Annotated in this window: 13 protein-coding genes; 7 read left to right on the top strand and 6 right to left on the bottom strand. The window is 70.9% G+C overall.

Features of this window, described 5'->3' with window-relative positions:
• Window positions 1-12 precede the first annotated feature (12 nt).
• On the top strand, window positions 13-588 hold the full coding sequence (locus AB0B33_RS21525; RefSeq protein WP_360774429.1) for a DoxX family membrane protein: 576 nt from the start codon (window positions 13-15) through the stop codon (window positions 586-588).
• Window positions 589-974: 386 nt separating this feature from the next.
• On the opposite strand, the gene ilvD is transcribed toward AB0B33_RS21525, so the two are convergent.
• Window positions 975-2,819 (bottom strand): dihydroxy-acid dehydratase, encoded by a 1,845-nt coding sequence (gene ilvD / locus AB0B33_RS21520; RefSeq protein WP_360774426.1) that lies wholly within the window; start codon window positions 2,817-2,819, stop codon window positions 975-977.
• Window positions 2,820-2,915: 96 nt separating this feature from the next.
• A complete protein-coding gene (locus AB0B33_RS21515; protein ID WP_360774423.1) occupies window positions 2,916-3,347 on the bottom strand; it encodes a PH domain-containing protein in 432 nt (143 codons plus the stop codon).
• Between the two features lie 336 nt (window positions 3,348-3,683).
• Here AB0B33_RS21515 and AB0B33_RS21510 point away from each other — a divergent pair, with 336 nt between their 5' ends.
• From AB0B33_RS21510 to AB0B33_RS21495, 4 genes are all read left to right on the top strand, one after another.
• Window positions 3,684-5,576: an acetolactate synthase large subunit gene (locus AB0B33_RS21510; RefSeq protein WP_360774420.1), complete on the top strand. Its 1,893-nt coding sequence runs from the start codon at window positions 3,684-3,686 to the stop codon at window positions 5,574-5,576.
• Between the two features lie 2 nt (window positions 5,577-5,578).
• Window positions 5,579-6,085 (top strand): acetolactate synthase small subunit, encoded by a 507-nt coding sequence (ilvN, locus tag AB0B33_RS21505; RefSeq protein ID WP_003080760.1) that lies wholly within the window; start codon window positions 5,579-5,581, stop codon window positions 6,083-6,085.
• Window positions 6,086-6,120: 35 nt separating this feature from the next.
• On the top strand, window positions 6,121-7,134 hold the full coding sequence (gene ilvC, locus AB0B33_RS21500; RefSeq protein ID WP_360774418.1) for a ketol-acid reductoisomerase: 1,014 nt from the start codon (window positions 6,121-6,123) through the stop codon (window positions 7,132-7,134).
• Between the two features lie 73 nt (window positions 7,135-7,207).
• Window positions 7,208-7,465 (top strand): DUF397 domain-containing protein, encoded by a 258-nt coding sequence (locus AB0B33_RS21495; protein ID WP_247013481.1) that lies wholly within the window; start codon window positions 7,208-7,210, stop codon window positions 7,463-7,465.
• Here the strand turns inward: AB0B33_RS21495 and AB0B33_RS21490 are convergent.
• The 4 genes from AB0B33_RS21490 to AB0B33_RS21475 all read right to left on the bottom strand — a co-directional run bounded on the left by AB0B33_RS21490 (window position 7,462) and on the right by AB0B33_RS21475 (window position 11,574).
• Window positions 7,462-8,331 carry a nuclear transport factor 2 family protein gene (locus tag AB0B33_RS21490; protein WP_360774415.1) on the bottom strand — a complete coding sequence of 290 codons (870 nt, stop codon included), beginning with the start codon at window positions 8,329-8,331 and terminating at the stop codon, window positions 7,462-7,464. The two genes, AB0B33_RS21495 and AB0B33_RS21490, sit on opposite strands and share 4 nt — an antisense overlap.
• Before the next feature lie 70 nt (window positions 8,332-8,401).
• Window positions 8,402-9,718, bottom strand: coding sequence for an ankyrin repeat domain-containing protein (locus AB0B33_RS21485; protein ID WP_360774413.1), 1,317 nt, complete (start codon window positions 9,716-9,718; stop codon window positions 8,402-8,404).
• 147 nt (window positions 9,719-9,865) lie between these two features.
• Window positions 9,866-10,678 carry a TIGR03620 family F420-dependent LLM class oxidoreductase gene (locus AB0B33_RS21480; RefSeq protein ID WP_360774411.1) on the bottom strand — a complete coding sequence of 271 codons (813 nt, stop codon included), beginning with the start codon at window positions 10,676-10,678 and terminating at the stop codon, window positions 9,866-9,868.
• Complete coding sequence (locus AB0B33_RS21475) at window positions 10,675-11,574, bottom strand: TIGR03620 family F420-dependent LLM class oxidoreductase (protein WP_360774408.1); 900 nt, start codon at window positions 11,572-11,574, stop codon at window positions 10,675-10,677. The genes AB0B33_RS21480 and AB0B33_RS21475 overlap by 4 nt, the downstream gene beginning before the upstream one ends.
• Before the next feature lie 90 nt (window positions 11,575-11,664).
• Here AB0B33_RS21475 and AB0B33_RS21470 point away from each other — a divergent pair, with 90 nt between their 5' ends.
• Together AB0B33_RS21470 and serA are read left to right on the top strand one after the other, a co-directional pair.
• Entirely contained in the window at window positions 11,665-12,228 is a 564-nt protein-coding gene (locus AB0B33_RS21470) for a helix-turn-helix domain-containing protein (RefSeq protein ID WP_360774405.1), read from the top strand.
• A 125-nt stretch (window positions 12,229-12,353) separates the two neighbouring features.
• Window positions 12,354-13,952, top strand: a complete 1,599-nt coding sequence (gene serA / locus AB0B33_RS21465; RefSeq protein WP_247013470.1) for a phosphoglycerate dehydrogenase — start codon at window positions 12,354-12,356, stop codon at window positions 13,950-13,952.
• Window positions 13,953-14,026: the final 74 nt, after the last annotated feature.

The raw sequence follows: 14,026 nt of genomic DNA, 5'->3' as shown, positions 1-14,026 counted from the left end.
TACCCTTCGCGCGTGAGCAGTGGAGACGATTTTTCGCAGCAGCCCACCAGCCTCCTGTCCGGCGTCGAGGACGACGGGGGTGACGACACCCCGCGCCAGGGCGGGCTCGGTCTCGGCCTGCTGATCCTGCGGCTGGCGCTCGGCGTGACCATGGGCGCGCACGGCCTGCAGCACCTGTTCGGCCTGTTCGGCGGGCCGGGCATCGGCGGGTTCGCGCGGGTGCTGGAGACGTTCGGCTACCACAAGCAGACGACGCTGCTGTCGTGGATCACGGGGATCGCCGAGGTCGGCGGCGGTGTGCTGGTGATCGTCGGGCTGTTCACGCCGCTCGCGGCGGCGGCGCTGCTCGGGGTGGCGGCGAACGCGGTGTACGCCAAGTTCCACGGCGGGTTCTTCGAGCAGCAGGGGCAGGGGTTCGAGTTCGAGCTGGTGCTGGGGGCGGCCGCGCTGAGCCTGCTGTTCACCGGGGCCGGGCCGATTTCGCTGGAGCGGAACACGCCGTGGCGGAAGCGGCCGCTGCCGCTGGGGCTGGTGTCGCTGCTGCTGGCCGCCGCGGCGGCCGTGGTGGTCATCGTTTTGACGCGGTAGGCGTCCCGGAACGCCTCAAGCGGTACCTACCCGAGGTGGTGGTTCCAGCTCGACTGACCACCTCCTCGTCCACGTTCGTCTGCGAACGGCCGTTGCTGCCGCGGATCCGTGTCATCCGGTTTCGAGGCGCCGCCGGCTTGGTCTGGCTCCTGGTCTCAGCGAGAACAGGTTCGGCGATTTCGGCTCGGTGCTCGGCTGCGCGTCCCGATTTCCGGGCATCGACGGCTTGCCGGACGGCCACGAGCACGGCGACGAGTGCGGTACCCGCGGCTACGGTCGCGACCATCCGCTCGCCGGACACCGCAACTTCTGTCGCAGTCCTGCCAACTCGGCGAAGCGAATGCCACGATGGCCGCCTCAGCGGGTGAGGCGGCCATCGGCTGGTCCTACTTGTTCACGTCGCGGACCGCGCCCGTGTCCGCCGACGTCGCCATCCGGGCGTACGCGCGCAACGCCGCCGTCACCGGGCGCTGGCGGTCCTTCGGCTGCCACGGCCGCTCGGACGCCTCCATCTTCGAGCGGCGCTCCGCCAGGATCTCCGCGTCCACCAGCAGCTCCAGCCGGCGCTCGTGGATGTCCAGCAGGATCCGGTCGCCGTTCTCCACCAGGCCGATCAGGCCGCCCGCCGCCGCCTCCGGGGAGATGTGGCCGACCGAGATGCCCGACGAGCCGCCCGAGAAGCGGCCGTCCGTGATCAACGCGCACTTCTTGCCGAGGCCCGAACCCTTCAGGAACGCCGTCGGGTGCAGCATCTCCTGCATGCCCGGGCCGCCCGCCGGGCCTTCGTAGCGGATCACCAGGACCTCGCCCGGCTGGATCTCCTTCTTGAGGATCGCCGAGACCGCTTCCTCCTGGCTCTCCAGGACCCGGGCCGGGCCCTCGAAGTGCCAGAGGTCCTCGTCGATGCCCGCGGCCTTGATCACCGCGCCGTTCTCCGCCAGGTTGCCGCGCAGGATGGCCAGGCCACCGTCCTTCGTGTACGCGTGCTCGACGTCGCGGATGCAGCCGCCCGCCGCGTCCGTGTCCAGGGACGACCAGCGGTTCTCCGTCGAGAACGCCTGCGTCGTGCGGACGCCGCCCGGGGCCGCGTGGAACAGCTCGAGCGCGACCGGAGACGGCGACGAGGCCCGGATGTCCCAGGTCGAGAGCCAGGAGTCGATGTCGGGGGAGTGGACCGACCAGACGTCGGTGTTCAGCAGGCCGCCGCGGTACAGCTCGCCGAGGATCGCCGGGATGCCGCCGGCGCGGTGGACGTCTTCCATGTGGTAATCGGAGTTCGGCGCCACCTTCGACAGGCACGGCACCCGGCGGCCGATCGCGTCGATGTCGGCGATCGTGAAGTCGACCTCGCCCTCCTGCGCGGCGGCGAGGATGTGCAGCACCGTGTTCGTCGAGCCGCCCATCGCCATGTCGAGGGCCATCGCGTTCTCGAACGCCGCCTTCGAGGCGATCGACCGCGGCAGCGCCGACTCGTCGTCGTTTTCGTACCAGCGCTTGCACAGCTCGACGACCGTGCGCCCGGCCTCCTCGAACAGTGCGCGCCGCGCCGCGTGGGTCGCCAGCGTCGAGCCGTTGCCCGGCAGGGAAAGCCCCAGCGCCTCGGTGAGGCAGTTCATCGAGTTCGCGGTGAACATGCCGGAACACGAACCGCACGTCGGGCAGGCCGAGCGCTCGACGATGGACAGCCCGTCCTCGTCGACCTCGGGGCTCGCGGACGCGGCGATCGCGGTGATCAGGTCGGTCGGGGCCTGGGCGACGCCGCCGACGACGACCGCCTTGCCCGCCTCCATCGGCCCGCCGGAGACGAACACCACCGGGATGTTCAGCCGCATGGCGGCGTTGAGCATGCCCGGGGTGATCTTGTCGCAGTTGGAGATGCACACCAGCGCGTCGGCCTGGTGCGCGTTGACCATGTACTCGACCGAGTCGGCGATGATCTCGCGCGAAGGCAGCGAGTAGAGCATGCCGGAGTGGCCCATCGCGATGCCGTCGTCGACGGCGATGGTGTGGAACTCGCGCGCGACGCCGCCGGCTTCCTTGACCGCGCCGGCGACGATCTCGCCGAGGTCCTTGAGGTGCACGTGGCCGGGCACGAACTGCGTGTAGGAGTTGGCGATCGCCACGATCGGCTTGCCGAAGTCGCTGTCGGTCATGCCGGTGGCGCGCCAGAGCGAGCGCGCGCCCGCCGCGTTGCGGCCGTGGGTGGTGGTCCGGGAACGGAGAGGCGGCACGGCGAAACTCCCAGGTCGGATGGTCGGCGGGAACACTCCGCCAAAACTGGTCCTACCAATTTAGGCCAGTCTTGGGGAGCCCGTCCATCGAGGGTGCTACGAGCCGGGCTTGAGGTCTTCCTCTTCGAGCAGGCCGCTCGGGTCGGCGACGAGCCCTTCGCTCACCAGCGAGAGCACCGGCAGGTGCCGGGTCCGGACCGTCGGCAGCGGCACCTTCGTGTCGTCCTTCAGCACCGCCTGGACGCGGGACTTCTTGGTGATCGCGAGGCCCTTCAGCGCCGACCACGGCACGTCCCGCTTGCCGAACACCGTCCGGATCGCCAGACCCTCGCGCGTGGCGATGGTGCGGTGGCGGACCACGAAGACCGCGAGCGCGATCGGGAAGACGTAGAGCCACTGCAGGTACGGGATTTCCCCGAGTGCGATCGGCGTCACGCAGACGGTCAGGAGCGCGATCGCCATGAACGACGTGCGGGGGACGCGGAAGACGGCTTTCCGGCCCTCGTCCTGCTGAGCTTTTTCGGCCACCCCGAAATGGTGCACCGCCGCCCCGACCGGCCCGGACCCGGGTCGCGCAGGCGTGACGCACGACCCTCGGGGTGTCCAGCATCCGGACACACCGTCCCGCAGAGTTGACACCCGCGCGGCGTTGCGGCTAGCGTCGTGGCCGTGACACCGCTGACCGGCCTCGTACTTCCCAAGCGCGTCGACGCTTAGGGAAGTCCTTCCGCTGCGTCGACGCGCGACCCTCGTGCGACCTTACGGTCGGCGAGGGTTTTTTGTTGCCCAAGGAGAAGAGCTCCTTCGCCCGACCGCATCAAACTGACCCGAACGAGTGACACCGAGACCCACGAGGCAGAACCGATGACCAGTGCCACGTCGCGCAGCAGCGACGCGAAACCCGGGCCGACGCCCGGTACGTCCGGAGCTCGTCCGAAGCCGGCGCCCCCGGCGGGAACGCCGGTGCGCGTCACCGGCGCCCAGTCACTCGTGCGCTCGCTCGAGGCCGTCGGCGCCGAAGTGGTCTTCGGCATCCCAGGCGGCACCATCCTGCCCGCCTACGACCCGTTGCTCGACTCGACGAAGGTCCGCCACGTCCTGGTCCGCCACGAACAGGGCGCGGGGCACGCGGCGACCGGCTACGCCCAGGCCACCGGCAAGGTCGGCGTGTGCATGGCCACGTCGGGCCCCGGCGCGACCAACCTGGTCACCCCGCTGGCCGACGCGAACATGGACTCCGTCCCGGTCGTGGCCATCACCGGCCAGCAGTCCCGGGCGCTGATCGGCACCGACGCGTTCCAGGAAGCCGACATCTGCGGCATCACCATGCCGATCACCAAGCACAACTTCCTCGTGACGGACCCGGCGGAGATCCCGCGGACCATCGCCGAGGCGTTCCACCTGGCCGCCACGGGCCGGCCCGGCCCCGTCCTGGTGGACATCCCCAAGGACGTGCTGCAGGAGATGACCTCGTTCTCCTGGCCGACCGAGCTGCGCCTCCCGGGTTACCGCCCGACGCTGCGCCCGCACGGCAAGCAGGTCCGCGAAGCCGCGAAGCTGATCGCGAAGTCGCGCCGCCCGGTGCTCTACGTCGGCGGCGGCGTGATCAAGGCCGAAGCGCACGAGCAGCTCAAGCAGCTCGCCGAGCTGACGAACATCCCCGTCGTCACCACGCTGATGGCGCGCGGCGCGTTCCCCGACTCGCACCCGCAGCACCTCGGCATGCCGGGCATGCACGGCACGGTCGCCGCCGTCGCCGCGATGCAGCGCGCCGACCTGCTGATCGCGCTCGGCGCCCGCTTCGACGACCGCGTCACCGGCCAGCTCTCGTCGTTCGCGCCGGACGCCGCGGTCGTGCACGCCGACATCGACCCGGCCGAGATCTCCAAGAACCGCAAGGCCGACGTGCCGATCGTGGGTGACTGCAAGGAGATCATCGGCGAGCTGATCACCGCCGTCACCACGGAGTTCGAGCACGGCGGCAAGCCCGACCTTGCCGACTGGTGGACCCAGGCCGACGACTGGCGCGAGAACTACCCGGCCGGCTACGAGTGGCCGGACGACGGTTCGCTGTCGCCGCAGTACGTCATCGAGCGGATCGGCCAGATCGTCGGCCCCGACGCGGTGTACGCCGCCGGTGTCGGTCAGCACCAGATGTGGGCCGCGCAGTTCGTCAAGTACGAGAACCCGCGCACCTGGATCAACTCCGGCGGCCTCGGCACCATGGGCTACGCGGTGCCCGCCGCGATGGGCGCGCAGTTCGGCGTCCCGGGCACGCAGGTCTGGGCGATCGACGGCGACGGCTGCTTCCAGATGACGAACCAGGAGCTGGCCACCTGCGCCATCGAGGGCGCGCCGATCAAGGTCGCCGTCATCAACAACGGCAACCTCGGCATGGTCCGGCAGTGGCAGAACCTCTTCTACTCGGAGCGGTACTCCAACACCGACCTCGGCACGCACAAGCACCGCATCCCCGACTTCGTGCTGCTGGCCGAAGCGCTGGGGTGCGCCGGCCTGCGCTGCGAGACCAAGGAAGACGTCGACGCCACCATCCGCCGCGCGATGGAGATCAACGACCGCCCCGTCGTGATCGACTTCGTGGTCGGGAAGGATGCCCAGGTGTGGCCGATGGTCGCCGCGGGCACCGGCAACGACGAGATCATGGCGGTCCGGGGCATCCGGCCGCTGTTCGACGACGACGAGGTTTCGGTCGAGACGACCGAAGCCGTCGAAGCTGCCGCGGAAGGTGAGCGCTGATCATGAGCGTCCACACGCTGAGTGTCCTGGTCGAGAACAAGCCCGGTGTGCTCGCGCGCGTCTCGGGCCTGTTCTCCCGCCGCGGATTCAACATCGAGTCCCTTGCCGTCGGGCCCACGGAGAACCCCGAGGTGTCCCGGATGACGATCGTGGTCGCCGTGGAAGAGCTACCGCTCGAACAGGTGACGAAACAGCTCAACAAGCTGGTCAACGTGATCAAGATCGTCGAGCTGGAGCAGTCGACCGCCGTGCAGCGCGAACTGCTGCTCGTGAAGGTGCGCGCCGACAACACCGTGCGCAGCCAGGTCCTCGAAACCGTCCAGCTCTTCCGCGCCAAGGTGGTGGACGTCTCCCCGGAGGCGCTCACCGTCGAGGCGACCGGGACGTCGGACAAGATCGGTGCGCTGCTGCGGATGCTGGAGCCGTATGGCATCCGCGAGCTCGTTCAATCCGGCATGGTCGCGGTGGGGCGGGGCGCCCGTTCCATCACCGCCACATCACCGCGCTAAGAAGAAGTAAGTCAGGAAAGGAAGCAGTAACCCCCATGGCAGTGGAAATCTTCTACGACGACGACGCCGACCTTTCGATCATCCAGGGGCGCAAGGTCGCTGTCATCGGCTACGGCAGCCAGGGCCACGCCCACTCGCTGAGCCTGCGCGACTCCGGCGTCGACGTCCGCATCGGCCTGCCCGAGGGGTCCAAGTCGCGGGCGAAGGCCGAGGAGCAGGGCCTGCGCGTGCTCACCCCGGCCGAGGCGTCGGCCGAGGCCGACCTGATCATGATCCTGGCGCCGGACACGAAGCAGCGCCACATCTACGAGCAGGACATCGCGCCGAACCTCGAGGACGGCGACGCGATCTTCTTCGGGCACGGCTTCAACATCCGCTACGACCTGATCAAGCCGCCGTCCAACGTGGACGTCGCCATGGTCGCCCCGAAGGGCCCGGGTCACCTCGTGCGCCGCCAGTTCGTCGACGGCAAGGGCGTCCCGGCGCTCATCGCCGTGGAGCAGGACGCGTCCGGCAACGCCCAGGCGCTCGCCCTCTCCTACGCCGCCGCCATCGGTGGCGCCCGCGCCGGCGTCATCAAGACGACGTTCAAGGAAGAGACCGAGACCGACCTCTTCGGCGAGCAGGCCGTGCTCTGCGGTGGCGCGTCCGCGCTGGTGCAGACCGGCTTCGAGGTGCTCACCGAGGCCGGCTACGCCCCGGAGATCGCCTACTTCGAGGTGCTGCACGAGCTGAAGCTGATCGTCGACCTCATGTACGAGGGCGGCATCGCGCGCCAGCGCTACTCGATCTCCGACACCGCCGAGTACGGCGACCTGACCCGCGGCCCGCGCGTCATCTCGCCGGCGGTCAAGGAAGAGATGAAGAAGATCCTCGGCGAGATCCAGGACGGCACGTTCGCCCGCGAATGGGTCGCCGAGGACGAGGCCGGCCGGCCGAACTTCACCAAGCTCGAGGAGCAGGGCAACAAGCACCCGATCGAGGAGACCGGCAAGAAGCTGCGCGACCTGATGTCGTGGGTGGACCGGCCGATCACCGAGACCGCCTGATCTTCACCCGCAGGACACCGGAGGGGACGCCGTCGCGGCGTCCCCTCCGGCGCGTTTTGGCTACGCTTACCGCATGACCGACGACAAGGCGCACATCCGGCACCACCTCGACCTTTCCGGGGCCGAGTGGATCCGGGGCGAGCCCGCGGGCGTCACCCTCGACGAGGTCGTCGAGTACGCGTTCGTCGAGCACACCGACGGTGCCACCTACGTCGCGATGCGGCGCTCGCCGGACGTCGACGGCACGGTCATGGTCTTCACCATGGCGGAGTGGGACGCGTTCACGAAGGGCGTCGAAGACGGCGAGTTCAACGACCTCGGCGAGGCCTAGAACGTCAGTTTCGCGGCCAGTTCGGGGATCCGGCCGAGGTCGCCCGCGACGGCGAGGTGGTCGCCGTAGTCGCGGGACTCGACGATCAGCCCGTCGCGGACCCGCAGGACGAAGATGTTCGCGATCCGCACCGGGCGCCCGCCGTACTCGCCCTGGTAGGCGAATTCGCCGATCAGCACCTCGGGGTCGGTGCCCTGGTGGGTGACCAGGTCCGCGACGGTGAAACCCGGGTTCAGCGCCTTGCCCGCCGCGAAGTGCGCCCGCAGCTCGTCGCGCGTGCGCAGCACCTCCGAGCCCGGCAGGAACGGGTGCGTGACGTGGGTTTCCGCCGCGTACAGCTCCGGCAGCTCGTCCCAGCGCCCGCCCGCCACGCCGTGCACGAGCCGCTCGAACACGGTGCCCGCGCTCTCCGGCGTGACCGGCGAAAGCTCGCGCGGCGGCGCCTGCTCGTACGCCTCCACCAGCTGGTCGACGCCGTCGCGGACGGCGGCGAGCTTCAGGTAGTCGTGGTAGTCGCGGGAATGGACGATCAGGCCGTCGCGGACGCGCAGCACGTGGACGTTGGCCGCCTCGATCGTCCGGCCGGTCTCGACGGACTCGGCGTGGTAGTCGTATTCGGCGACGATCACCTCGGGGTCCGTCGTCTCGTGCACCACGACGTTCATGCGCTTGAGCCGCAGCGCCCCGACGAGCGGGCTCGCGAACCGCTCGTGGACCGCGGCGCGGCCGGTCAGGCGCGTCGGCCGGGGGACGGCCTGGGGGTGTTCGACGACGGTGTCTTCGGCGTAGAGCGCGGAAAGCTCGCCGAAGCGGCCTTCGCCGATCCCGTCGGACAACGCGGTGAAGACGTCGCGGGGCGTGGTCACGGTTCCTCCCAGAAGGCAAAACGGAGTCTGTAGTCCGTCTCCGACGATACGGACTACAGACTCCGGTTGTCTAGCGGAGCAGGTCCCGGGCGGCCGGCTGCCCGCACACCTCCGCCCACGTCCCGGGCGTGCTGCCGAAGCTGGCGTCCCGCGCGCCGCGGTCGGCGCCGTTTTCCAGGAGGACCCGGATGACGTCGAGGTGCCCGGACTCCGCGGCCAGGTGCAGGGCCGTGACGCCTTCGCCGTGCTTCGGTCCGCCGAACGTGCCCGGGTGGTTCACGTCGGCGCCGAGCTCCAGCAGCGTCCGGACGGCGGCGAGCCTGCCCTTCGCCGCCGCCCACGCCAGCGCCGTGCCGCGGTAGACGTCGGCGTCCACGCCGGCTCCGCGCGAGACGAGGGTGCGCAGGGCTTCGGTGCGGTCGTTGCGGGCGGCCCACGCGAGGGCTTCGTCGCGGGCTTCCGCCGGGTCCTCGCTCGGGTGCCAGGCCGGGAAACCGCTGTGGGGCCGGTAAAAGCCGCGGTGCTCACCGCCGCGGCCCGACGTCAGGAGTTCGTCCAGGAGCCCGGTGTCGCCGAGCCCGGCCGCGACGCGCAGGTTGCCCGGTGCCCGGCTGTGCGCGGCCAGGGTTTCCGCTGCTTCGCGGTGCCCCCAGAACAGGGCGACGACCAGGGGAGTGCCGCCGTCGCCGCGGGCGGAGACCTCGACCGGGGCGCCCGCTTCGAGCAGCAGGCCGAGCAGCAGCGGGAGGTTGCTGTACGCGGCTTGGTGCAACGGCGTCCAGCCGTGGACGTTGCCGCGCGCAGGGTCGGCGCCGTGGGCGAGCAGGACGCGGCTGAGCCGCTCGTCGCAGGTCGCGCCGGCCATGCCGAGCAGGTCGTTGCCGTTGGTGCCGCGGGCGGTGACGAGCCCGGGGAACTCGCCGAGGAGCGTTTCGAGCCGGTCGACGTCCCGGTCTTCGACGGCCCGGTACGCGCGGGCGAACGGCTCACCACTGTCCACAAGTGACCGAACGTGGGTGAGAAGTCCCTGCCAGGAGCCGAAACCGTGCTCACGGGCGACGACCACGCGGGCGCCGTCGCGGGTCGGCGGCTGGCCCCAGCGGTCGAACGGCTCGCGGGCGCCGGGCGTCTCGTCCTCGGCCGAGGCGAGCAGGCCGAGCGCGCGCCCGGCGTAGTATTCGACGTCCTGGTGGTACGGGTGCTGCAGGGTTTCGCCGTGCTCGGTGACGCGCCGGACGTAGGCGCGAAGCTTCGGCCAGCTCGGGAACCCGTGGTCCCGGGCGATGCGGAACTGCGCTTCGGACAGCTTGACGCCTTCGGCGCGCGCGAGGTCTTTCGCGCGGTTGCGCAGCTGGTCCAGGCTGGGTTTGGCGGGCAGCACGCCCATGGTGCCTCCTTCCCTCGTCGCCCGTGGTCCGCCGGCACCGGGCAGGAAAGAAGGTGCGGAGCTGGTGGTGCGGTGCTGCGGGGGTGGGCTCGGCCCTTTCCGCGGACGGGACGCGGCCCTCACCGCGTCCCGCCAGCGTACCCCCGGTCAGGGCAGCAGGTCCGCCAAGCGGCGGTAGGAGTCCTTCGTCCGGGCGAGGACCTGGACGCAGACGTGGTCGGCGCCCGCGTCGAGGTGCGCCCGGATCCGGTCGGCGATCCGCTGTTCGCCCGTGACGACGATGGCGTCGACCAGGCGGTCGCTGCCGCCGTCGGCGAGGTCGTCGTCGGTGAAGCCGAGCCGCCGCAGGTTCGTCCGGTGGTGCGGTGCCTGCCGCACGTAGAGACCGGCGTGCTCGCGGGCCACCTCCGGGGCCGCGTCGAGCACCACCGCCTGCTCGACGGCGAGGTACTTGCCCGGGCCGAGCCGTTCGCGCGCCATCGCCGTGTGCTCCGGCGGGACGAAGTACGGGTGGGCGCCGTCGGCTCGGTCGGCCGCCAGGTCCAGGAGTTTCGGGCCCAGCGCGGCGAGAACCCGCCTCGGCCGGGGTGACGGCTGGGGCAGGCCCGGCAGTTCGGCCGCGTCCATCCCGGCCAGGTATTCGCGCAACGCCGTCAGCGGGCGGGCACCGGGCCGGTGCCCGCCGAGCCCCGCGACGAACCGGCCCGGGTAGGCCTCGCCCAGCGCCCGGATCGCGCCTTCCGCGGCGAGCGGCGAACGCTGGTCGAAGCGCGCGACCCCGGTGGCGACGGTCAGCTTCGACGTCGCCGCGAGCAGCAACGCCGCCTGCGTGAACGCTTCCCGGCCGGCGTACTCGCCGAACCAGAGCGCGGCGAAGCCGAGTTCCTCCACCTCGGCGGCCGTTTCGCGGAGCTCGCCGACCGGGACGCCGTCGAAGAACTGCCAGACGCCGACGCTCATCGGAGCACCGCCGGGGCCAGCTCGACCAGGGTGTCCACAGTGGACTCGAACGACGTCGCGGACGGCGTCAGCAGGACGTGGTCCGCGCCCGCGTCGAGCACTTCCCGCACGCGTTTCGCGATGGTCTGCGTGTCGCCCCAGAGGACGAGGTCGTCGACGAACCGGTCGCTGGGGCCGTCGATGTCGGCTTCGGTGTAGCCGAGCCGTTTCCAGCCCGCGAGGTAGGCCTTCACCTGGAACTCCCGTGATTGCGCCACGCTGCGCCGGACGCTCGCCCGGGCGTCCTCGCGGCTGCCGGGCAGGACGGTCTGGTGGGGGATGAGCAGCTTGTCCGGCCCGAGGATTTCGCGTGCGTACGGCGTGTGCGAGACCGGCTGGGCGAACGGGTGCGCGCCGTCGGCATGGTCGCGGGCGAGCTCCAGCATGCGGGGCCCGACCGCGGCGAGCACACGGGGAAACGCCACCGGGGCGGGGGTTTCCGCCGCCGCGGCGTCCATTTCGGACAGGTAGGCGCGCATCCGGTCCAGCGGCCGGTACTCCTCGCCGTACTTCGCCGCCTGGAACGCGTGCCCGATGCCGATGCCGAGCACCAGCCGGCCCGGGTGGGCGTGCGCGAGCGTCGCCCCGCCCTTTTCGGCGGTCCGCCCGGGCCGCGCCCAGGCGTTGGCGATGCCGGCGCCGAGCACGACGTCCGGCACCGACGCGAGCAGGTCGCCGAAGGCGGCGAACAACTCGCGGCCGCCGGGGCCTTCGCCGCTCCAGACCGAGCCGTAGCCGGCCTCGGCGAGCCGGCGCGTCGCCGCGCGTTCGACGGCCGGGGGCGGGGCCAGCGGTGCGCTCGGCAGCCAGGCGCCGATCGCGCCGAGCCGGGCGCGGGTGTCTTCGATCAGAGTCATCCTCGAAATTCCTCCCAGTAAGATGAGGCTGCCTCCGGTTAATATACGGAGGCAGGCTCCGATTGGCTACCGGGTAAGGTCGGGAGGGCGATGACCGACGTGAAACCGATGCGCGCGGACGCCCGCCGCAACTACGAAGCCCTCCTCACGCAGGCCCAGCGCGCCTTCGCCGAACACGGCGTCGAGGCGTCGCTGGAAGACATCGCGCGCCGCGCCGGCGTCGGCATCGGCACGCTCTACCGGCACTTCCCGACCCGGGAGGCGCTGCTCGAAACGCTGCTGCGCGCCCGGTTCGACGGCCAGGCCGGCCGCGCCCGCGAACTGCTGACCCACCCCGAGCCGCTGACCGCGCTGCAGACCTGGCTCGCCGGGCTCGGCGAAGCCATGGGCACCTACCGCGGGCTCGTGGAGCTGACCGCCGACGCGCTCAGCGACGAAACATCCCGGTTGTACGCGTCCTGCCACGCCATGCGGGACGCCGGTTCCCAGCTGGTGGAACGCGCGAAGGAAGCGGGCGAACTCCGCGCGGACGTCACCACGCACGAGCTCCTTCTGTTGCTGCACGCGGCATCCTGGGCGGGCGGGCACCTGCCCGGCCCGGGGGGCATGCAGCGCCTGCTGGCTCTTGTTTTCGAGGGATTACGAGCGAGTTAACACCATGGGAAGCCAGGGGGCGGCCCAGCGGGTTAAACTCCGCCACGACCGGGGCACAACGACGTGCTTATGACCGTTTGTCGACCCAAGCGTCCTGGAAGTGACCAGATAGTGGGAGCCGCATCGTGAGCAAGCCCAGCAAGCCCGTCGTCCTCATCGCGGAGAAGCTCGCTCCCTCCGTGCTGAGCGTCTTCGGTGACGAGGTGGAGGTCCGGCACGTCGACGGCACGGACCGATCCGCGCTGCTCGAGGCGGTGAAGAGCGCCGACGCGCTCCTGGTCCGCTCCGCCACCAAGGTCGACGCCGAAGTCTTCGGCGCCACCTCGCAGCTGAAGGTCGTCGCCCGCGCCGGTGTCGGCCTGGACAACGTCGAGGTCCCCGCGGCCACCGAACGCGGTGTCCTGGTCGTCAACGCCCCGACGTCCAACATCGTCTCCGCCGCCGAGCACGCCGTGGCGCTGCTGCTGGCCGTCGCGCGCCGGGTCCCGGCCGCCAGCCAGAGCCTGCGCGCCGGCGAGTGGAAGCGCAGCTCGTTCTCCGGTGTGGAACTGCAGGGCAAGACGGTCGGCGTGGTCGGCCTCGGCAAGATCGGGCAGCTGTTCGCCCAGCGCCTGGCCGCCTTCGACACCAAGCTGATCGCCTACGACCCCTACGTCTCGGCCGCGCGCGCCGCGCAGCTCGGCATCGAGCTCGTCACCCTCGACGAGCTGCTCACGCGCGCCGACGCGATCTCCATCCACCTGCCGAAGACGCCGGAGACCAAGGGCCTCATCGACGCCGAGGCGCTGAAGAAGACCAAGCCGGGCGTCATCATCGTCAACGCCGCCCGCGGCGGGCTGATCGTCGAGGAAGACCTCGCCGACGCGCTGCGCTCGGGCCACGTCGGCGGCGCCGGCATCGACGTCTTCGTCACCGAGCCGACCACGTCGAGCCCGCTGTTCGCCCTGGAGAACGTCGTCGTGACGCCGCACTTGGGCGCTTCGACGGCCGAGGCGCAGGACCGCGCGGGCACCGACGTCGCGAAGTCCGTGCTGCTGGCGCTGCGCGGCGACTTCGTGCCGGACGCGGTGAACGTCTCCGGCGGCGGCGCGGTCGGCGAGCACGTCCGCCCGTACCTGTCGCTGACCCAGAAGCTGGGCACGCTGCTGACCGCGCTGAACCCGAAGGCGCCGACGTCGGTGACCGTGCAGGTCAAGGGCGAAATCTCCAACGAGGACACCGCGGTGCTGCAGCTGGCGGCCCTGCGCGGGGTGTTCACCGGCGTGGTCGAGGACCAGGTCACGTTCGTCAACGCGCCGCAGCTGGCGGAGAAGCTGGGCGTGCAGGTCGAGCTGACCACCGAGCCGGAGAGCCCGAAGTTCCGCAGCCTCGTCACGGTCCGCGCGGTGCACTCGGACGGGCAGGCGCTGACCGTGTCCGGTTCGGTCACCGGCAAGGACGAGGTCGAGAAGCTGGTCGAGGTCAACGGCCGCGGGTTCGACCTGCGTGCCGAGGGCACGGTCCTGCTGGTCGAGTACCCGGACCGCCCGGGCGTGATGGGCCGAGTCGGCACGCTGCTCGGCGAGGCCGGCATCAACATCGAGGCCGCGCAGATCAGCCAGACCACCGACGGCTCCGACGCGGTCATGCTGCTGCGCGTCGACCGCCACATCGACGCGCACCTGCTCGACCCGATCGGCGCCGCCGTCGGGGCGCACACGATCCGCGCCGTCGACTTCAGCTGACGTAACCCTTTCGAAGGCCCCCTGTCACCCGGCAGGGGGCCTTCGTGCGCAATCACAACTACATAACGGAGTCC

This window comes from Amycolatopsis sp. NPDC049159, assembly GCF_040648295.1.
GTDB lineage: Bacteria > Actinomycetota > Actinomycetes > Mycobacteriales > Pseudonocardiaceae > Amycolatopsis > Amycolatopsis pretoriensis_A.
Note: the sequence above shows the minus strand (reverse complement) of the source record. Positions and strands in the feature narration are given on the sequence as shown.